Source organism: Pseudomonas sp. WAC2, from assembly GCF_030403525.1.
Lineage (GTDB): Bacteria > Pseudomonadota > Gammaproteobacteria > Pseudomonadales > Pseudomonadaceae > Chryseomonas > Chryseomonas luteola.
Genome location: NZ_JAUEPD010000004.1, coordinates 259,591 through 278,574, shown reverse-complemented (window position 1 = coordinate 278,574; position 18,984 = coordinate 259,591). Strand labels below are relative to the sequence as shown.

The following is an 18,984-nucleotide window of genomic DNA, read 5'->3' as shown; positions in this document are numbered from 1 at the left end:
GACAGTAAGACGAGTCTGCTCAATCAGACAGGCTCCCTTTAGCGATACGCACCAACGTTCAATACAAGCCTCGTAAGTCAGTCTATTGTTATTGCAACCCGGGCGGATATCCGTATCGCCTGTCTGCCGGCTGACCCATGCTGGTTTCTAGGAGAATCTTCTATGGCCCGAACGACCTCTATCGACCGCTATCGCAACATCGGCATCGTCGCTCACGTGGATGCTGGTAAAACCACTACAACCGAGCGAATCCTTTTCTATACTGGCGTGAACCATAAAATGGGCGAGGTGCATGACGGCGCCGCGACCATGGACTGGATGGTGCAGGAGCAGGAGCGCGGCATCACCATTACGTCCGCGGCGACTACTGCATTCTGGTCTGGCTCGACCAAGCAGTTCGACAAATACCGGATCAACATCATCGATACGCCTGGACACGTGGACTTCACCATTGAGGTGGAGCGCTCGCTGCGGGTACTCGATGGCGCGGTCGTGGTGTTCAGCGGCGCGGATGGTGTGGAACCTCAATCCGAGACGGTCTGGCGTCAGGCAGACAAATACCATGTGCCTCGTATTGCGTATGTGAACAAGATGGACCGTGCGGGAGCGGACTTCCTGCGCGTCGTTGACCAGATCAAGAAACGCCTGGGTCATACTCCGGTTCCGATTCAGCTGCCGATTGGCCGTGAAGAGAACTTTGTCGGCCAGATCGATCTGTTGAAGATGAAGGCCATCTACTGGAATGATGATGATCAGGGGATGACCTATCGTGAAGAGGACATTCCTGCCGAGCTGCAGGCTGAGGCCGAGGAGTGGCGCGAGCGCATGGTCGAAGCTGCTGCCGAAGCCAATGAAGACTTCATGAGCAAATACCTGGAAGGGGAGCCCCTGACCAACGATGAAATCCGCACGGGTCTGCGGCTGAGGACACTGGCGGGTGAAGTCGTTCCGGCTGTATGTGGCTCATCCTTCAAGAACAAGGGTGTACCCTTGGTACTCGATGCGGTCATCGATTACCTGCCGTCACCTACCGAGATTCCCGCCATCAAAGGCGTGCATCCTGACGATGCCGAGCGGACTGACGAGCGCCATGCCGACGATAACGAGCCTTTCTCGGCGCTGGCGTTCAAGATCGCTACGGATCCCTTCGTGGGCACCCTGACTTTTGCGCGGGTGTATTCGGGCGTGCTTTCATCAGGTGACTCGGTACTCAACTCGGTAAAAGGCAAGAAGGAGCGCGTCGGCCGTATGGTGCAGATGCATGCCAATACGCGGGAAGAAATCAAGGAAGTTCGCGCAGGCGACATCGCAGCCTTGATCGGCATGAAGGACGTGACGACCGGCGACACTCTGTGTTCGGTTGAAAAGCCAATCATCCTGGAGCGTATGGATTTCCCCGAGCCGGTTATCTCCGTAGCGGTTGAGCCCAAGACCAAGGCTGACCAGGAAAAGATGGGGATTGCCCTGGGCAAACTGGCCCAGGAAGACCCCTCTTTCCGCGTCAAGACGGACGAGGAAACCGGGCAGACCATCATCTCTGGGATGGGCGAGTTGCACCTCGATATCCTCATCGACCGCATGCGGCGTGAGTTCAACGTCGAAGCGAATATTGGTAAACCTCAGGTGGCCTATCGCGAGACCATACGCAACACCTGCGAAATCGAAGGCAAGTTTGTTCGCCAGTCGGGTGGTCGCGGGCAGTTTGGTCATTGCTGGATTCGATTTGCACCCATTGATGAAGGCGAGGAGGGGCTGGTGTTTACCAGTGAGGTCGTGGGTGGCGTGATTCCCAAGGAATATATTCCGGCCATTCAAAAGGGTATCGAAGAGCAAATGAAGAATGGTGTGCTCGCCGGGTATCCCCTGTTGGGCCTCAAGGCCACGGTCTTCGACGGCTCTTACCATGATGTGGACTCCAACGAGATGGCATTCAAGATCGCCGCCTCGATGGCAACCAAGCAGCTGTCCCAGAAAGGAGGCGCGGTACTGCTCGAGCCCATCATGAAGGTCGAGGTGGTGACACCTGAAGACTACATGGGTGATGTAATGGGAGACCTCAACCGTCGGCGGGGCCTGATTCAAGGCATGGAAGATACCCTTTCCGGCAAGGTAGTTCGGGCCGAGGTTCCGTTGGGCGAAATGTTTGGCTATGCGACTGATGTACGTTCGATGTCACAAGGTCGTGCCAGCTACTCGATGGAGTTCTCACGCTATGCGGAGGCACCGAGAAATATAGTCGAAGCGCTGATTAAGAAATCTTAAGGATCGTTTCAGATTCTTTTTGAGCCACGCTAGTGTCTTCAGGCCGACTACTTTCAGGTAGTCGGCCTTTTTTCGTTTCACCTGAGGCAAAAGGCGCTGCGATCACATATTAATACTTGATGACAGGCACCCATTCTCGTTTAAGAACGCTTCAACTTAAGACAAGGACCTTAAGGGTTCCCAGAGCCGATACTGGACACCAACCTTACCGCCTCAAGGAGCGTTGCAATGGCCACGCTGGGTTCCAGCTATCTTACCGCTTACCTGCAATTACGGCTGAAAAGCCTGGGTCGAGTGTTCCCAACACTGCGCAGGTACTTATGCAGCGCCTCCTCGAAACGATTGATAGCGTTCAAGACGTGGAAGGTCCGATCAGCCGTACCTTGAAAGATGAACTGCAAGCCCGCCTTTTGCCAGACGCTTTGCACGTGACCTTACCGAGTGAGGATCGGATTGCCTTGTCTCGCTGGCAGGAGCAACTGGCCAAGCTTCTGATGATGGAGCAGTTGGACGATGGCCTATCGGTATCCGAAATCGCCAGTGCCTGCTCGTTGTCGAGAAGTCATTTTTCCCGAGCCTTCAAGAAAAATACAGGCGTTTCGCCACGTGACTGGTATCAGCAATTACGAATTGCCAAGGCCAAGCGGATGCTTCTGAACACGTGTTTGCCGATAAGCCAGATCGGTGCGGAATGTGGTTTTTCAGATCAATCCCATTTCACCCGCGTATTTACGAAGACAGTAGGGTGCACACCGCTTAGCTGGCGCCGCTCGGGAGATCAGCAGGCCATACGTCAGGCCTGAGGGTTGCGCGGAGTATAGGTACATCTATATCGTCAGATGGTCCTTGAGGAAGTTGGCGAATGTCTGCACAGCTCGGGATGACTGACGATGCTGAGGGTAGACCGCATAGAAGGCTGAAGTGGGTGGCTGGTGCGCTTGTAAGACCGGCTGCAAACGCCCATCGTTGAGCGCGTCACTGACAATGAAAACCGGCAGATAGGCAATGCCAAGACCGGCCACCGCCGCGTCCCGGACAACTTCCCCGTTGTTGGTCCGCAGCTTACCTTTCACCGGTACGCATACGAGCTCGCCCTGGGTTTGAAATTTCCACTCTACGCTTTTCACATGGCCGTAGAGCAAGCACTCATGGTGACGCAAGTCATCTGGCGTTTCGGGGGTTGAGTGGCGCTCCAGGTACGCCGGGCTCGCGCAGGCCGTCATTGGAATGTCCATCAGACGCTTGGCGATAAGTGTAGAATCCTCCAGCATCCCGCCGCGGATCGCCATGTCATACCCCTCAGCCACCAGATCTACTGATCGGTCATTGAGATCCAGCTCTAGACTGATCAACGGATTCTCCTGCATGAACCTGGGCAACAGCGGGCTGACATGCAGCGTACCAAACGTCATTGGGGCTGAAACACGTAAAGTTCCGCGAACGTTCACGCCCTGGCTGGATACCAACTCTTGCGTTTCGTTGACTTCATCCAGAATCCGAACGGCCCGTTCGTAGAGGGTCATACCCAGGTCGGTAGGTTTCAGGCTACGTGTCGTCCGGTTGAGCAGGCGTACACCAAGTTCCTCTTCCAGCGCCATGGTTCTTCGGCTGACGTACTGTTTGGAAAGCCCCAGTTTTTCTGCCGCAGCGGTAAAGCTCTGCTCGTTGATCGTAGTTACAAACAGCCTTAAATCCTCGAATTGCATGACCTGAGTCTCTTCCTGGTTGACAGTCATTCCTAGTGTACTGGCTTTTTCCAGATCTGGATGACTATTAGGCTCCTTCCTGTCATCAAACGTGAGGGAAGCGCATCATGAACACCTTTTTGCATAGTGCGGTTTACGTTATGGCTTCAGCACTGGTGTTGTATATGGCCGTAAGCGGATAACGGCATACTGCATGTGATTTAAAGTGAAACATTTTCTCAGGCAGGCTTTTTGAAGCAGGGCAGCTAGACTCAGAAAGAGGGTTACTTAAATAAGGACACGCCATGCCGTATACCCAAGAACTCATCGAAGAAATGAACCTTCTGGCTCGATATGACCTTAGCAACAGTCTGGCCGGTTTAAAGGTGCACCACGACGCCACGCAAGAAGTCCTGGCCGCTATCAAGCGACTTCATGAAAAGGGCCTGATCAGTCAAGTCGACGGTGGTTATCTGACAGGCTTGGGAAGGGATGCAGCAGAACACGCTCAGGTGTTGTTGACGATCTTGAACCCAACGGCGTAAGGACTGCAAAGAAGTCCTTCGTTGCGGGGTTCGTCTGAGTAAATCGTTATGATGGCAGGCTACGGTACCGTACTGAAAACCCAGTAGCCTGCCTGTTGATGCTGATACACCCGTCAAGTGATCGCGTCTATATGACGGCACACTCAGGCTGGATTGTATCAACCTCAACCTGTGAGTCCGAGTGTGCCACGCCCTCTATCAACGTATAGCGAGTAAGCAGTTCTTGTACAGACTCCGCTGAATTGAACATCAGCACGTCGATAATGGAAAGGGAAGGGACGAACTCAGCGGTAAGCTGAGGATAGGTCACTTCATCCATCTTGATGAAGCGCAATTGCAGCCCATGATCGGCGAAATAGTCAGGACAGTAGAGCGGGACGCCGCCGATTGAGTTGAGGTAGCGGGTGCCTTCTAACTGTTGAACGATCCGAATGATGCGGTCCTGCTTATCCATCGCCCGGGTATCCGCCAGTTCTGAAAGCATCAGGATGGGCGTCTCGATTTTCATATACCGGCACAGGGCTCGAATCGAGTTTTCGGTGAACCGCGCAAGGTTACGATCCGGATTGGCAAAGATGCTTTTGAGCAGCGCTAGGACTTCTGTTTTATAGGGGGCTTTCTTGTAGGTGTGCTCAAGCATGGTAAGCAGTGCGTCTGCTTCCTGGTCGAACGTCTCTGACAGCCAGCGCTCATTGATAGCGGCCCGGCGACTGCCCTTACGCAGCGGAAAGGTAATCAGCTTGGGCTGACCATCGTGAGTCAATACCCGGTTGCGGTTCATCCAGGAGCCTTTGACGAACTGCAGGTCATCGACCAGCACAAAGACGTCACTGGCGGCGATCAGCTGAAAGTAGCCCAGGTAGGGAAACAGATAGGGCTGCATCATTGAAATCGTTTTAAGCATGGTGCTTCTCCTTGCACGGCATGACGGGAATCGGGTAGGCGTGCGTTCGCGTGAGCGTTCTTGGGCCAGAAGCTGCACCGCAGGGCAGCAATACTGCTGAGGAAAGCCTGATCATTTTCGAATGACCGAAGGAATGATGTTGGTGAAGGGTTTGAATAGAACCTTGCGGGCCAATTGCAGGAAGGCCTGAATGCGGTTGCGGTGGGTCATTACAATCAGGGACTGGCTGAATACCTGAGTCATGAAATATTCATATAGGTCTTGCTGGCCGATGCGCTGGTAGTAGCGGGCCAGGCTGTAGTAGGCGTGCAGGCTCATGGCGGTGCGGTGCTTTTGCGGACGCATCGACAAGACACCATTCTTGTGCACACGGTAGGCAGCCGGACGGATTTCTTTCATGTACTTGCCTTTGCCGTGAGCGCCCAGCAATGACCACCAGCACATGTCCTCCATACGTACACCGTGCAGCTCGGGCGGAAGGGCCTTGATCACATTGCGAAAGCAGACGGTGAGCGTAGAAAAGTACCGGGCTCGCAGCAGTTCCTGCTGACTTGCATCGCGCCGATGCAGTCCGGCCAGTTGAACGTTTCGGATAATGCCCTGCTCGTTGAACATATAGGCGTCGTGGAACGCCATCACATAGTCTTCATGGCGCTCAAGAAAGTCGACCTGCAGCTGTAACTTGTGCGGGTCCGTCCAAAAATCATCACCTTCGCAAATGGCAATATAAGGGGTGTCCAGCGAGGCAAAGATTTTAGTAATGAACGGAACACCCAGGCTGTATTGGTTCTGCTGCTGGTAGATAGGCTTGATGATGGAGGGATAGCGTGCGGCATATTCCTGGATGATGGCTTGTGTTCCATCCGTCGAAGCGTCGTCATGCACGATGACCTCGAAGGGAAACCGCGTCTCCTGAATCAGGAAGCCCTCTAGCGTTTCTCGGATGAACGCCGCTTGGTTGAAGGTCAGGCAGACAACACTGACCAGCGGTTTCTCATCAGCACCCCAGTGCTCCCTGATGACCTGTTCGGTTCTTGCTTCCATGATTAAACGCTCGGGGTTTGATCCAAGAGATACGGTTTTGAAAATACGGCTTTGGCAGACACAAACACCAGCAGCAGACAGAGCAGTCCTCGTCCCGCCAGACCTATAAAGGTCTCGATCCGTTGGCTGCCATCCAGGGCTGGCAGCAGCCAGTCGCCTACCGCCAGGCCGAGGGCGGTCATGGCGGCTATACGCAAAAGGTCCGACAACCAAAGGAAGCTGAGGCCCGGTGAATACCGCTCATGAACGATATGAGGCCAGATGACCAGTGAGGCAAGGCTGACGGCAAACCAGACGCCGGCAGCCCCTAGCGCGCCATGGGTCAGAATCGCATAAGCCATGAGCGGCACGCTGATGGCCGTTGAGCAGATACCAAACCAGACATGCATCCGCAGTTGACCATGAGCATATTGCAAATAGAATTGAAACCCGCTCATGGCGAGTAACGCACTGCCAAGAACGTACCAGACCAGGACAGGACCGCTCCAGAGCGCGGCCTCGGCGTTGCCTGTCCAGGCATGGAGAAGCGCTTGTCCATGAAAGGCGATCACACCAGCCATAGGAAACAGCACACTGCAAAACAGACGTGATACGTTCAGGTATAACGCCCGCATCTCAGTCATTCGGCCTTCCGCTGTCAGCATGGTCAGGCGTGGCAACAGCGTTTGTACAAGGGGGTTGGTCAGCGACAGAATGCCGGTCGCGATCAGGGCAACCAACGAGAAATAGCCGTATTCCTGCAACGTAAGCGCTTTGGAAAGCAGCACCTTATCCAGCTGGGTTTGCAGCATCCACAGTACGGTACTGGACGACATACCTAGGGCAAACGGTAAAACAGGCTTGACCAGCCGCCAGTGAAATCCAGTCAGGCGACGAGGACGGGGCATCAGATCATAGGCTCGGTGAGCAAAGGACAACGTTTCCAGCAGCCCTACGAGTGTCTGATAGAGAAAGAAGTGCAGGGGCTGTGCGCTGACATAGGTAATAAACAACAGCGCGCCAAAATACCGGAGCGTTGCAAAAAAGACATTGATGCCGTTGAGCCAATGATGCTGCTCCATGCCTTGAATACCGCTCTTGTAGAGCGTGGCGTAAAGCTTCAGCACTATCATCAGCCCCATCAGGCTAATGCACTGCCCAATCATCACAGGATCGAGCTGGCTCGCCTGCAGCCACCCATGGGCTATGGCATTACTGCCCATATGAATAGCCAGGCCGGTCAGCACGGCTATCGGCAGGATAAGCAACTCGAACGAGCGCAGCAGACGGCCGGAGGTGTATCGGCTGTGTTGCTGAGTGCCCCGAAAATGAGCGATCTGACGGGCAAGCGCGGGCGACAGTCCCGCATCCAACAGATAAAGCCACGCCTGCATGGCCGTAAAAAAACCGATCAGGCCATAGGCTTCGGCACCCATATGCCTGAGGTAGAACGGCATGATCAGGATGCCGGCCAGCATTACATAGATCTGACCCAGGTAACTGAGCCCGGTGTTCTTAAGCATAAAACGTTTTAGGGAAGTGCTCACAGAGTGAACTTCTTGCACATGTTGGACAGAGGTAGGGCACTCATGGTGTTGAAAGTAAAGGCGTCCTGGTAAGGCCCGGACGTCTCGCGCTGCGAGCGTACGAGCTGTCTGGTCTCGACTTCCCTGAGCACCGTTTCGATAACCGTGCGCTGCGACTCCCAAGTAAGTCCGGGAAAGATCGGCAGGCAGAGCACGCGTTTACTCAAGCCTCTGGAAATCCATTGAGGCTGCTGCGGCTGAAGGTATTCAACGGTATCGAGAGAAGGGTAGAAGTAGCGGCGTGGATTGATCTGCCTTTCGTTAAGCTGACCTGTCACTCTGAGCAGCTCGCTTTCTTCCTGCAGAGCGATTGGAAAATAGCTGTAGTTACGTTCGCTACCCGGCTGCTGATGCTGAAGATCCAGATAGCCTGCCAAGGCTAATTCATACCGATGACCGATTTCAGCCCGCTCCTCTAGGATCAGATCAATATCGTCAAGAACACAGAGCCCCATTGCGGCAGAGAATTCGTTGAGCTTGGCGTTGATACCCGGACCACTCAATCGATTGCCTTCGGAGAAACCAAAGTTGGCAAGTTCACGGGCACGTTGAGCCAAATCATCATCATTGGTGACGATGGCGCCCCCTTCGATGGTATGGAAAACCTTGGTAGCGTGAAAACTCAAGGTACAGATATCGCCCCAGTTGGCAATCGATTCTCCCTTATAGCGAACGCCAAAGGCATGAGCGCCGTCGTAGATGGTTTTCAGACCGTTACGGTCAGCGATTGCCTGGATGCGCTCCACATCGCACGGATTACCGAATACATGGGTTGCAACGATGGCTGAAGTGTCCTTTTGCAGCCTGGCTTCGATCTGGCTGGGATCAAGGTTCCAGGTAACAGGATCGATATCTGAGAAAACCGGACGAATATGCTCCCATTGCAGTGTGCTACTGGTTGCAATGAAGCTGAACGGTGTTGTGATTGCGCTACCTTGAATACCCAAAGCACGGTAGGCGATCTGAAGAGCCAGGGTACCGTTGCTTGTAAGCACGATATTCCGTACACCTAGGTACTCCTTTAGGCGATGCTCAAGTTGACGGGTAAGAGGACCATGATTGGTAAAACAGCCCGAAGCGTATATCTGGTCAATATACGCTTGGAGTTTGGCTTTGTTACCAGGGAAAGGCTGCGTAACATTGATCATTTTGTTCCTCGTCCAATGAGCAGTTAAACCTTTAAAGCGGGAATGATTACTATTTATAGATTTCTCAATGTCGCCTATCTATATGGATGGTCCCAAGCAAAAGCAGCATCCCATTACAGCGGTAGCCTGGAGTGCGTCTTTTTATGAAACACGTAATAGGAATAGCCTGAGATTAATTAAGTTCAAATGGCTGGTAAGAATATTTGGTTATTGTTTTGCGTAAGTGGCTCAGGGACGGTTATATAAAGCTTTTTACATACAGGTTCATTAACAGGCTTGCATTCAGGCTTACGTTCGTCTGCAGGCCTGTATTGGCGGCGTCTGTAAGATGCGGCCTTGGAAATAAGTAAAGTATTGAAGCAGAGCGGCATTGAGCTCTTGATGCTTCGAGCATAGGAGGAAAACAAAAAAAGATACATTCTTTAATTATGAGAAATGGCTTGAAAATATTCCGGGTGAAAAAAGTCAAACGTCCGTTTTATTATATAAATAATTAATCCTTTTGTTATCTAGGTATTAATGCCTTTACAGCGCTTATTGTATATCGGTACAGTTACTTGCTTTTAAACTGCCAGCGTATGGGCATGGCGATCAGGCAAGTACTTATGACGTATAAGATGGTTTTTTTGGGCAGTAATGCCGCTGTTCTAGATTATTTTTGTTGCAGTCAAGATTTTGAGGTTGTGGGTGTCATTTGCGAAAGTCAGCTTTTGAATGACGACCTTCTAACCTGTACCGTTCTAAGAAATATTCCGCTCAGCGTAGCTTCTTCCCATAAGGACATCGAAACGGCCCTGGCAGGTGTTAATGATATTGATTTCTGTGTTATTTGTTATTTCAGTCGGATCATCAAGCCCGACCTGTTAAGCAGGTTCACCTTCTTCAATATTCACACGAGCTACCTGCCAACCTATAAGGGAAAGCATCCAATCTTCCATGCCATCGCGGCGGGAGAGAAGGAGATCGGTATATCGCTGCACAAGGTTACGGTGGCCATTGATGAAGGCGCGATCATCTCCAGAGAAAAGGTCGCTTTTTATTATTGGATGAGCGAAAAGGATCTGTTGCAGGCACTCTTTGCGAAGACGCCTGTGCTTATGGGTGACCTTGTCCGTTATCTGAACGGTGAGTTGGAGCCCGTTCAAAACAGCGAGGGCTCTTACTATCCGCCCTTCGCGGCAGCCTCCATCATCATCAACGAAAGCATGTCTGCATCAGACATCCTTAATCTCTCAAGAAGCCAGGCATGCTACGCCGGTGTCCGTCTGGCGTACGGCAGTCAGTGGTTCAGGATTCGAACAATTACGGTTTCCCAGATGAGCTCCCTGGGTGATCATGAGGTTTTCGGGCGTCTGCTTATAAACGGGCAGCAACCTATCGGCATGCAGATTGATCACACCTACTGTCTTAAATTTGCAGATGTCACTGCCGAATAGCAGTTGTTGCACATGCCTGCATTGGGCCGCCTATAGTGGCTGCCGGCGGCCCGTTCTCCAGTGGTGTAGGTGGATTTCATAACCCTGCTCATCTAGTAGCTGAAGTCATGACCAAGCTCCTGCTGCAGCCAGGCGAGAAAGCGCCTAACACGAGGAAAGTCCGAGTGGCTGCGGGGAAATACCAGATGGTGTGCGCTGACCGGGCTACAGAATTCAGCACCAAATACCGAGACGAGCTTGCCCTGTTCCAGATATTCACGTGCCAGCAGGGTGCTTTCCAGTGCGAAACCCAATCCATGGCTGGCCGCTTCGAGTGTCATGTAGGAACGGTCAAAGCTTAGTGAAAACGGAGCCTCGGGAAGTGAAAGACCTTGTTGGGCAAACCATTGAGGCCATTGGACCAGGGTTGCCTCAGACAGAATCAGATTGCATGTCAGCAAATCGTGAGGAGCCGCTATCGGCTGTTTCTGCAGCAGTGCTGGAGAAGCCATGACGGCTACATGCTCATGGCGAATCGTTCGTACTTCGAGCGTATTCCAGTTGGGTACGCCGTGGCGGATATCCAGATCGACCTTGTCCCGGCTGAAATGCAGCGCCTCGTAGGAGCATGACAGGTTGATCTGTATGTCAGGATGGCTGGCTTGAAAGGCTTCGAGGCGAGGCAGTAACCAAAGCAGGCCGAAGCTAGGTGAGGAGTGCAGGCGCAGGCAATCCTGACTGAGATCACTGCTGGCCCGTTGGGTGGCTGTTGCAAGCGTATCGAGGACTCCAGATACGTCCCTCAGGTATTGCTCGCCGCAGGGCGTTAGCGTCACGCCTTTGGCTGTCCGCCGAAACAACGGACGGCCAATTAACGTTTCCAGATTGGCGATCTGATGGCTGACCGCGGAAGGCGTTAGATCCAGTTGTTCGGCCGCCCTAGCGACGTTACCCAGGCGCGCTGCCATTTCAAAGGCTTGGATGGCCTTGAAGGGCGGAAGCGATAATAGGCGGTTTCCTTCGCTGGGCATTATGTCTGTTCCCTCCTGTGAATGCTGAAGCGTGCCAACGCTCTATGCTGAATTTTTTTCAGCATAGAGTGACTTTTTCAGGATTGCCAGCGCACTGCGAACCAAGGAATCTGCACATAACGGCCCGCCTTGAGCCGAATCCATAAAAATAATTCAGGAGCAGTCCTATGCTACTCGAAGGCAAGATCGCCATTATCACCGGTGCAGCTTCAGAACGCGGTATCGGTAGAGCCACTTCCAGAACCTTTGCTGAGCACGGTGCCCGCGTCGTTATTCTCGATCTGGATGAGGCCGCCTCGGCTGCTGCTGCGGCGTCCCTGGGTACCGAACACTTGGGGCTTGCCGCTAACGTAGCGAATGAAGCTCAGGTCAAGAATGCGGTAGCCAAAGTGCTGGAGCAGTATGGTCGTATCGATATTCTGATAAACAATGCCGGTATTACTCAGCCTCTCAAGACATTGGATATCCAGCGTCAGGACTACGACAAGGTGCTGGACGTTAGCCTGCGCGGTACGCTCCTGATGTCCCAGGCGGTTATTCCTGCCATGCGCCAACAAAAGTCTGGCAGTATCGTGTGCCTGTCATCCGTCTCGGCCCAGCGCGGCGGCGGTATTTTTGGCGGTCCGCATTACAGCGCTGCCAAGGCAGGGGTGCTGGGTCTGGCCAAGGCGATGGCACGTGAACTAGGACCAGACAACGTACGCGTCAACTCCATTACGCCCGGGCTTATCCAAACCGACATTACGGGTGGTCTGATGCATGACGAGCGCCGTCACGCCATCATCGAAGGCATTCCGCTGGGTCGTCTGGGCGAAGCCAAGGATGTCGCCAATGCTGCGTTGTTCCTGGCCAGCGATCTCTCCGGCTACCTGACCGGCACCACACTGGATGTAAATGGCGGGATGCTAATTCACTGACGTTTCAAGGACGAGCCTGCGGGTGGCTCGTCCCTCGTGCTGCCTCTGACGTTCCGGCGAGTCTCTGAAAACTCGTCCGGCCACTATAAGAACAAGAGATCAGACACCATGACGACACTTACCCTCGACGCGGTTGCGACCGCGCGTTCAAACGCCTATCGCAAGACAGCCTGGCGGCTGATGCCTTTTCTAATGCTCTGCTATCTCTGCGCTTACCTGGATCGAGTGAACGTCGGGTTTGCCAAGCTCCAGATGATGAATGACCTGGCCTTGAGCGAGGCGGTCTATGGGCTGGGCGCTGGGATGTTTTTCATCGGTTACTTCCTGTGCGAAGTCCCAAGCAACATCATTCTGCACAGGGTGGGTGCCCGGCGCTGGATCGCCCGGATCATGATTACCTGGGGCATCATCTCAGCCCTGTTTGCCTTTGTCGAAACGGCATGGCAGTTCTATGTGCTTCGCTTCTTGCTGGGCATTGCCGAGGCAGGGCTAGCTCCGGGCCTGCTGCTTTACCTCACGTATTGGTTCCCGTCCTACCGCCGCGCCAAGATGACGGTACTGTGGTTTATCGCCATCCCATTGTCCGGCATGGTAGGCGGCCCGCTGTCCGGCTGGATCATGGAGCGTTTCGCCGGCGTGCACGGTTGGGCCGGTTGGCAGTGGATGTTTCTGATCGAAGCCGTTCCTACCGTTGTGGTCGGTTTGATGGTACTGAGTTACCTGAAGGATGGCGTCAAGGATGCCCATTGGCTGGATGACGATGAAAAGAAACTGATCAGCAGCGAACTGGCTGAAGATGAGCAGCACAAGGTCACCCATGCCTCGGCAGGTGCGTTTATCCGTGATCGTCGGCTCTGGCTGTTGGCATCCATCTACTTTTGTGTGGTGATGGGCCAGTATGCAATCACGTTCTGGCTACCTACCCTGGTACGCAACGCCGGTATCGCTGACCCCTTGCATATCGGGCTGCTGACGAGTTTGCCGTACTGCTGCGCCATTGTGGCGATGCTGCTGGCCGGCCGAAGCGGGGATCGACATCGTGAGCGTCGTTGGCATCTGGCTGTTCCCATGGTGGCCGGTGCGACAGGTCTGACACTCGCCGCGCTGCTGGGTGGTCATATCAGCGCCTCTATCCTGAGCCTTTGCCTCGCTGCTGCCGGTATTCTCTCTGCCTCCTCACTGTTCTGGATGCTGCCTACCAATCTGCTGGGTGGTGTTTCGGCTGCTGCCGGCATTGCCGCCGTCAATAGCTTCGCCAACCTGGCGGGCTTCTGCTCACCTTATCTGATCGGCTGGATCACCACGTCCACAGGCTCCAGTGCGATTGGTATGTACCTCATTACCGGTGTGCTGGCATTCGGGGCCCTGTTGGTCTTCCGTATCCCTGCTGCCCTGGTCAATCGTTGAGTTCAAGCAAGGAGTCATACCATGCAAACACAATCTGTTCCGACAGGCGCGCCCGATCTCGCGGAGCGCGCCTACAACATTCGCCGCCATGCCTTACGCATGGGGCAGGTGCAGGGTCAGGGCTATATCGGTCAGGCATTGGGGGCAGCCGATCTGCTCGCCGCGTCTTACTTCCATGCAATGCGTTATCAGCCCGAAAACCCCGAGTGGGAAGGGCGTGACCGTTTCTACCTGTCTATTGGTCATTATGCTATTGCGCTTTACGCCGCACTGATCGAGGCGGGCATCGTTCCCCTTGATGAACTGGAAACCTATGGTACCGATGACAGCCGTCTGCCGATGTCCGGCATGGCTGCCTACACCCCCGGTATGGAAATCACAGGCGGCTCTCTGGGACATGGTTTAGGGATTGCCGTAGGGGCATGCCTGGGCCTCAAGCGCAAGCACTCCGAGGCGTTTGTTTACAACCTGCTTTCTGATGGCGAACTAAATGAGGGCTCCACCTGGGAGGCAGCAATGTCGGCGTCCCACTGGAAGCTCGATAACCTGATTGCCGTAATCGATGTAAACAACCAACAAGCCGACGGGCGTTCCAGTGAAATCCTGGCGTTCGAGCCGATTGTCGATCGCTGGCAGGCCTTCGGCTGGTACACGCAACGGATCGACGGTAACGATCTCGGTGCGTTGGTAACAGCATTCGATAATGCCAGGCAAAACACCGGCCCCCAGCCTCGCGTCATCATTTGCGACACACGCATGGGTAAGGGCGTGCCGTTCCTGGAAACACGTGACAAGACCCATTTCATTCGGGTGGACGAGAATGAATGGGAAAAAGCCCTGGAAGCCCTTGAAGTCGGGAGAGTCTGATGAATACGCCAACCTCTGCAACTGTAACGGCCGCACCGGCCAAGAAGCGCCTGACTACATCGGCGATGATCGCATCCATTGCCAGCGAGGGCCAACCCACACGCCCAGCCCCCTTTGGTCATGCATTGGCGGCGTTGGCAGAGCAACGCAAGGACATCGTCGGGCTCTCGGCTGACCTTGCCAAGTACACGGATCTGCATATCTTTGCCAAGGCGCATCCAGATCGTTTCTATCAAATGGGTATGGCCGAGCAGCTTCTGATGAGCGCCGCTGCAGGAATGGCCCGTGAGGGGTTCACGCCATTCGCGACCACCTATGCCGTATTCGCCTCACGCCGCGCGTATGATTTCATCTGCATGGCCATCGCCGAGGAAAATCTCAACGTCAAGATCGTATGTGCCTTGCCAGGGCTCACTACAGGTTATGGCCCGAGCCATCAGGCCACCGATGACCTGGCGATCTTCCGCGCCATGCCCAACCTGATGGTTATCGACCCGTGTGACGCATTGGAGATTGAGCAGGCTGTACCCGCTATCGCAGCCCATAATGGCCCGGTATATATGCGTTTGCTGCGTGGCAATGTACCGATCGTGCTGGATCGATTCGACTATAAGTTTGAAATCGGCAAGGCCAAGACGCTCTGTCCAGGCAAGGATGTGTTGATCATCTCGACAGGACTCATGACCATGCGTGCAGTAGAGGCGGCTGATCAGCTCCGTGCAGACGGTATCGACGCGTCCATCCTTCATGTACCAACGATCAAGCCACTCGATGAACAGACTATCCTGGCGGAGGCCCGAAAGCCGGGGCGGCTTGTGGTAACAGTGGAAAACCATTCCATCATGGGCGGTCTGGGGGAGGCGGTCGCCAGCCTGCTCCTACGCAACGGTGTGACGCCGACGTTCAGGCAGATCGCGCTGCCGGATGCGTTTCTCGATGCTGGCGCGCTGCCCACTCTGCATGATCGCTACGGGATTTCCACCCAGGCGGTCGCAGCGCAGATCAAGGGTTGGCTGTAGTCGAAGCGACAAGGTGCGGATCACTGATTCTTACCTTGTCATTCTGTCCTCCTGCAATCCCTGACCGATATGCTCCCTTATGAAGACTCATGCTTTAGTTGATCCTGACTATCTGGCTTATGCCCAGCCACCCGGTGAGCCGTGGACCCAAGAAGCGCTACCTGCGATTCGCGATCGCCTGCGAGCCGGTTACCCGAGCCCGGCATTTCTCGGTTATGACCCAGTTGCCATTCCAGGTCCGAGTCTAGGCATCAGTCTTCAGCTATGTGTTTATCGACCTGAATCCAAGCTGCACACTAACCGACCGGCCATTTTGTACCTGCATGGAGGTGGTTTCGTCGTTGGCGACACGGCCATGGTTGACGATTACCTGACTGAGCTCGCCCAAGCATTGGGTGCAGTGGTCGTTGGCGTTGATTATCGCCTTGCGCCTGAAACGCCGTTTCCTGGGCCGCTGGAGGACTGTTATGCCGGTCTGGAATGGCTTTTCAAGCAAGCCGATACACTCCAGGTCGATAGGCATCGGGTATTAGTGATGGGGCATAGTGCTGGCGGAGGACTTGCCGCTGCACTGGCGCTCCTGGCACGCGACAGGGGCCGTTATCCTCTCGCCGGGCAGATGCTGATCTATCCCATGTTGGACTACCGAACCGGTACGGCAGAGGCACCTCTGTCGAATTCGAGTACGGGAGAATTCTACTGGACGGCAGAAGATAACCAGTTTGCCTGGAAATGCATGCAAGGCGCATATGAACTAAGCGCCAGCCAGATGGGTTATTTCTCGCCCGCATTGGCTGATGACCTGTCTGGTCTGCCGACTACGTTCATGGCAGTAGGCGCGCTGGATCTTTTCCTCGAAGAAGATGTGCAGTACGGTATGCGGCTTTCGCGTGCAGGTGTGCCACTGGAGCTTCATGTTTACCCGGGCGTATTCCATGGGTTTGACCGTTTTTCTGGCCAGCGCTCCGACACCTGCCGTGCCGACATAAGTGCCGCGCTCAAACGCATGCTGAAGGTATCTCTTTAATTACAGTCACCACAGCCGACCCTGTCGGCTGTGGTAATCAAGAAGCTGCGTCTGAATCTAGGACCGGCCTCCGAAGGAGAATAGCAATGAGCGACTTGCCGATCATTGATGCACACCATCATCTTTAAGATCTGGATGAGTATTACTATCCCTGTCTCCACGAGGGCGTAAAACCAAGCACGCAATCGACTCAGGCTGAACAGATGACCGCTGCGGTCAACGAAATGACAACGAAGGTGGGTGAGGTTGCAGACTATGCAGCCTCCGCAGCCCAGGCAACAGGCAATGCGGATGAACAGGTAGAGCAGGGTAATACGCTGATCGTCAATGCAGGCAAGGCGGTTCAAACATTGGTTAGGACTATGGAGCAAGCCACCAATACGGTACAGATGGTATCTACCAACAGTGCAGATATCGAGAAAATCGTGGCTGTCATTAAGTCAGTGGCTGAGCAGACCAACTTGCTGGCACTCAATGCGGCAATCGAGGCAGCACGGGCGGGAGAACATGGACGAGGCTTTGCAGTGGTAGCCGATGAGGTACGCTCACTCGCCACGCGCACTCAGGAATCCACCCGCGAAATTGAAAGCATGATTGCAACCCTACAGGAAGGCACGGCTACCGCTGCCAAGGAAATGCAGTTAAGCCGAAGCATGGCGCGTGACATCGAGGTGCTGACAACGGATGCTGTTGCCGCGCTTCAAGGTATAAGCCGTGAGGTGGGCGCAATCAACAGCATGAACACTCAGATTGCCTCAGCGTCTGCACAGCAAAGCGTGGTGGCAGAAGAGGTAAGCACCAATATCAACCGTATTCACGGGGCAAGCCTGGAAACCTCAAAAGGCTCACAACATATCGCGGATGCCAGTCGTCAGCTTGCTGGCCTGGCAAGTCAGCTAGCGGATCGAGTCAGCGTCTTCCAAGTGTAATTTAGGTGACTGGATGGTTCAGGCTTCACAAGGTTTTCCACTCTTATATAACGCCTGAATGAAATGCTACGTAACGAGTTGAAGGGCATGTTTGTCCGTCAATGACGGTCGGATTTGTCATTCAGGTCAGTGTGGTCCTGGTCATGCATCCGATCCTTCCGCTTGTTCGGCGTTTGGCACGTTTTAGGTCTATGGGGCTTATTGTCTTGTGCTGGGTGTCTATCAGCGCCTCTGCCAATCCCAACTTGTCCCAAGTGCTGGATGATGCTCAAGCACTTGGGCCGCTGGAAACGGTGATTGTCAGTTACGATGGGCAGGTGATGGCTGAGCGCGGTTATCGAGGGCACCGCACAACTACACCCACCAATATCAAATCTGCCTCCAAGCTGGTGGTATCGGCGCTGATCGGTATCGCCATTGACAAGGGGATTCTCAAAGGGACTGATCAAACAATCGCTCCGCTGTTGTCAGAAGACCTTCCGGCAAAACCGGATCCGCGGCTGAAGGACATTACGATTGGCAATCTCCTGTCCATGCAGGCGGGACTGGCGTCTACCTCAGGGCCGAACTATGGCGCCTGGGTTGCTAGCAGAAACTGGGTGAAAGCTGCCCTGGCGCGTCCTTTTGAAAACGACCCTGGTGGTCCCATGATCTACTCTACCGGCTCAACTCACCTGCTTTCGGCTATTTTGACCCGACAAACCGGGCGCTCGACCTTGCAGCTGGCCCAACTCTGGCTGAAACCTCTTGATAGTTTTGCCATTACCAGCTGGAGTCGCGATCCGCAGGGTGTCTATATCGGTGGTAACGAAATGGCCATGAGCCCACGATCATTGCTGGCATTTGGCGAACTGTACCGGAGGAAGGGTGTAACCCAGGACGGTCGCCGTCTGATCTCATCCCGTTGGGTAGAAGAATCCTGGCAGGTTCGTACCTACTCACGCTATACCGGGGATGGTTATGGATATGGCTGGTTTGTTGCGCGAATCGCGAACCAAGAGGTCTATTACGGCTGGGGATTCGGTGGGCAGATGCTGTATATCGTGCCCCGCCAGAAGCTGACGGTCGTCATGACCTCAGATGGCAGCGCCTCGGCTGCGCGCTCGGGGCATCGGGACGACTTGCACCGCTTGTTGGGCAGCATTATCGAGGTTTACGCGCAGTAAGGTTTTGCGATAAGAGTGAGGCAGTCGTCCGGACAGGTGGTTACTCACCTGTC

Annotated in this window: 17 protein-coding genes; 11 read left to right on the top strand and 6 right to left on the bottom strand. The window is 54.2% G+C overall.

Translation table 11 applies throughout. The annotated features are described in order from the left end of the window. Positions 1 to 162: 162 nt before the first annotated feature. Together fusA and QWJ10_RS10825 are read left to right on the top strand one after the other, a co-directional pair. A complete protein-coding gene (fusA, locus tag QWJ10_RS10830; protein WP_019366274.1) occupies positions 163 to 2,262 on the top strand; it encodes an elongation factor G in 2,100 nt (699 codons plus the stop codon). A gap of 320 nt (positions 2,263 to 2,582) precedes the next feature. Beyond that, complete coding sequence (locus QWJ10_RS10825) at positions 2,583 to 3,065, top strand: helix-turn-helix transcriptional regulator (protein ID WP_289926249.1); 483 nt, start codon at positions 2,583 to 2,585, stop codon at positions 3,063 to 3,065. 24 nt (positions 3,066 to 3,089) lie between these two features. On the opposite strand, the gene QWJ10_RS10820 is transcribed toward QWJ10_RS10825, so the two are convergent. Further along, entirely contained in the window at positions 3,090 to 3,998 is a 909-nt protein-coding gene (locus QWJ10_RS10820) for a LysR family transcriptional regulator (protein ID WP_197871714.1), read from the bottom strand. 254 nt (positions 3,999 to 4,252) lie between these two features. Between QWJ10_RS10820 and QWJ10_RS10815 the strand changes: the two genes are divergently transcribed. Then, positions 4,253 to 4,492: a TIGR02647 family protein gene (locus tag QWJ10_RS10815; RefSeq protein WP_019366276.1), complete on the top strand. Its 240-nt coding sequence runs from the start codon at positions 4,253 to 4,255 to the stop codon at positions 4,490 to 4,492. Between the two features lie 127 nt (positions 4,493 to 4,619). Here the strand turns inward: QWJ10_RS10815 and QWJ10_RS10810 are convergent, their stop codons facing one another. The 4 genes from QWJ10_RS10810 to QWJ10_RS10795 form a co-directional block, all read right to left on the bottom strand. Continuing rightward, positions 4,620 to 5,396: a WbqC family protein gene (locus tag QWJ10_RS10810; protein WP_019366277.1), complete on the bottom strand. Its 777-nt coding sequence runs from the start codon at positions 5,394 to 5,396 to the stop codon at positions 4,620 to 4,622. Between the two features lie 111 nt (positions 5,397 to 5,507). Next, positions 5,508 to 6,440, bottom strand: coding sequence for a glycosyltransferase (locus QWJ10_RS10805; protein WP_010799077.1), 933 nt, complete (start codon positions 6,438 to 6,440; stop codon positions 5,508 to 5,510). A gap of 2 nt (positions 6,441 to 6,442) precedes the next feature. Further along, positions 6,443 to 7,942 carry an oligosaccharide flippase family protein gene (locus QWJ10_RS10800; protein ID WP_289926519.1) on the bottom strand — a complete coding sequence of 500 codons (1,500 nt, stop codon included), beginning with the start codon at positions 7,940 to 7,942 and terminating at the stop codon, positions 6,443 to 6,445. Positions 7,943 to 7,962: 20 nt separating this feature from the next. After that, positions 7,963 to 9,153 carry a DegT/DnrJ/EryC1/StrS family aminotransferase gene (locus QWJ10_RS10795; protein WP_197871718.1) on the bottom strand — a complete coding sequence of 397 codons (1,191 nt, stop codon included), beginning with the start codon at positions 9,151 to 9,153 and terminating at the stop codon, positions 7,963 to 7,965. 605 nt (positions 9,154 to 9,758) lie between these two features. Here QWJ10_RS10795 and QWJ10_RS10790 point away from each other — a divergent pair. Beyond that, positions 9,759 to 10,589, top strand: coding sequence for a formyltransferase family protein (locus QWJ10_RS10790; RefSeq protein ID WP_162997664.1), 831 nt, complete (start codon positions 9,759 to 9,761; stop codon positions 10,587 to 10,589). A gap of 92 nt (positions 10,590 to 10,681) precedes the next feature. Here the strand turns inward: QWJ10_RS10790 and QWJ10_RS10785 are convergent, their stop codons facing one another. Next, positions 10,682 to 11,599: a LysR substrate-binding domain-containing protein gene (locus QWJ10_RS10785; RefSeq protein ID WP_026003744.1), complete on the bottom strand. Its 918-nt coding sequence runs from the start codon at positions 11,597 to 11,599 to the stop codon at positions 10,682 to 10,684. A 167-nt stretch (positions 11,600 to 11,766) separates the two neighbouring features. Between QWJ10_RS10785 and QWJ10_RS10780 the strand changes: the two genes are divergently transcribed. The 7 genes from QWJ10_RS10780 to QWJ10_RS10750 all read left to right on the top strand — a co-directional run bounded on the left by QWJ10_RS10780 (position 11,767) and on the right by QWJ10_RS10750 (position 18,931). Continuing rightward, positions 11,767 to 12,516 (top strand): SDR family NAD(P)-dependent oxidoreductase, encoded by a 750-nt coding sequence (locus tag QWJ10_RS10780; RefSeq protein ID WP_197871722.1) that lies wholly within the window; start codon positions 11,767 to 11,769, stop codon positions 12,514 to 12,516. 108 nt (positions 12,517 to 12,624) lie between these two features. Further along, on the top strand, positions 12,625 to 13,923 hold the full coding sequence (locus QWJ10_RS10775) for an MFS transporter (protein ID WP_010799083.1): 1,299 nt from the start codon (positions 12,625 to 12,627) through the stop codon (positions 13,921 to 13,923). A 21-nt stretch (positions 13,924 to 13,944) separates the two neighbouring features. Further along, the gene (locus QWJ10_RS10770) at positions 13,945 to 14,790 is read left to right on the top strand and encodes a transketolase (protein WP_019364258.1); all 846 of its coding nucleotides are present in this window, start codon (positions 13,945 to 13,947) and stop codon (positions 14,788 to 14,790) included. Next, a complete protein-coding gene (locus QWJ10_RS10765) occupies positions 14,790 to 15,809 on the top strand; it encodes a transketolase family protein (RefSeq protein WP_125889861.1) in 1,020 nt (339 codons plus the stop codon). Before QWJ10_RS10770 ends, QWJ10_RS10765 begins: the two co-directional genes overlap by 1 nt. Before the next feature lie 79 nt (positions 15,810 to 15,888). After that, positions 15,889 to 16,836: an alpha/beta hydrolase gene (locus QWJ10_RS10760; protein ID WP_289926248.1), complete on the top strand. Its 948-nt coding sequence runs from the start codon at positions 15,889 to 15,891 to the stop codon at positions 16,834 to 16,836. A 203-nt stretch (positions 16,837 to 17,039) separates the two neighbouring features. Then, the gene (locus QWJ10_RS10755; protein WP_354669626.1) at positions 17,040 to 17,765 is read left to right on the top strand and encodes a methyl-accepting chemotaxis protein; all 726 of its coding nucleotides are present in this window, start codon (positions 17,040 to 17,042) and stop codon (positions 17,763 to 17,765) included. A 101-nt stretch (positions 17,766 to 17,866) separates the two neighbouring features. Beyond that, complete coding sequence (locus tag QWJ10_RS10750; RefSeq protein ID WP_289926247.1) at positions 17,867 to 18,931, top strand: serine hydrolase; 1,065 nt, start codon at positions 17,867 to 17,869, stop codon at positions 18,929 to 18,931. Positions 18,932 to 18,984 lie beyond the last annotated feature (53 nt).

Coding starts and splice junctions, on each gene's coding strand:
- fusA (WP_019366274.1), top strand. CDS start 163: ATGGCCCGAACGACCTCTATCGACCGCTATCGCAACATCGGCATCGTC.
- QWJ10_RS10825 (WP_289926249.1), top strand. CDS start 2,583: ATGCAGCGCCTCCTCGAAACGATTGATAGCGTTCAAGACGTGGAAGGT.
- QWJ10_RS10820 (WP_197871714.1), bottom strand. CDS start 3,998: ATGACTGTCAACCAGGAAGAGACTCAGGTCATGCAATTCGAGGATTTA.
- QWJ10_RS10815 (WP_019366276.1), top strand. CDS start 4,253: ATGCCGTATACCCAAGAACTCATCGAAGAAATGAACCTTCTGGCTCGA.
- QWJ10_RS10810 (WP_019366277.1), bottom strand. CDS start 5,396: ATGCTTAAAACGATTTCAATGATGCAGCCCTATCTGTTTCCCTACCTG.
- QWJ10_RS10805 (WP_010799077.1), bottom strand. CDS start 6,440: ATGGAAGCAAGAACCGAACAGGTCATCAGGGAGCACTGGGGTGCTGAT.
- QWJ10_RS10800 (WP_289926519.1), bottom strand. CDS start 7,942: ATGCTTAAGAACACCGGGCTCAGTTACCTGGGTCAGATCTATGTAATG.
- QWJ10_RS10795 (WP_197871718.1), bottom strand. CDS start 9,153: ATGATCAATGTTACGCAGCCTTTCCCTGGTAACAAAGCCAAACTCCAA.
- QWJ10_RS10790 (WP_162997664.1), top strand. CDS start 9,759: ATGACGTATAAGATGGTTTTTTTGGGCAGTAATGCCGCTGTTCTAGAT.
- QWJ10_RS10785 (WP_026003744.1), bottom strand. CDS start 11,599: ATGCCCAGCGAAGGAAACCGCCTATTATCGCTTCCGCCCTTCAAGGCC.
- QWJ10_RS10780 (WP_197871722.1), top strand. CDS start 11,767: ATGCTACTCGAAGGCAAGATCGCCATTATCACCGGTGCAGCTTCAGAA.
- QWJ10_RS10775 (WP_010799083.1), top strand. CDS start 12,625: ATGACGACACTTACCCTCGACGCGGTTGCGACCGCGCGTTCAAACGCC.
- QWJ10_RS10770 (WP_019364258.1), top strand. CDS start 13,945: ATGCAAACACAATCTGTTCCGACAGGCGCGCCCGATCTCGCGGAGCGC.
- QWJ10_RS10765 (WP_125889861.1), top strand. CDS start 14,790: ATGAATACGCCAACCTCTGCAACTGTAACGGCCGCACCGGCCAAGAAG.
- QWJ10_RS10760 (WP_289926248.1), top strand. CDS start 15,889: ATGAAGACTCATGCTTTAGTTGATCCTGACTATCTGGCTTATGCCCAG.
- QWJ10_RS10755 (WP_354669626.1), top strand. CDS start 17,040: ATGACCGCTGCGGTCAACGAAATGACAACGAAGGTGGGTGAGGTTGCA.
- QWJ10_RS10750 (WP_289926247.1), top strand. CDS start 17,867: ATGACGGTCGGATTTGTCATTCAGGTCAGTGTGGTCCTGGTCATGCAT.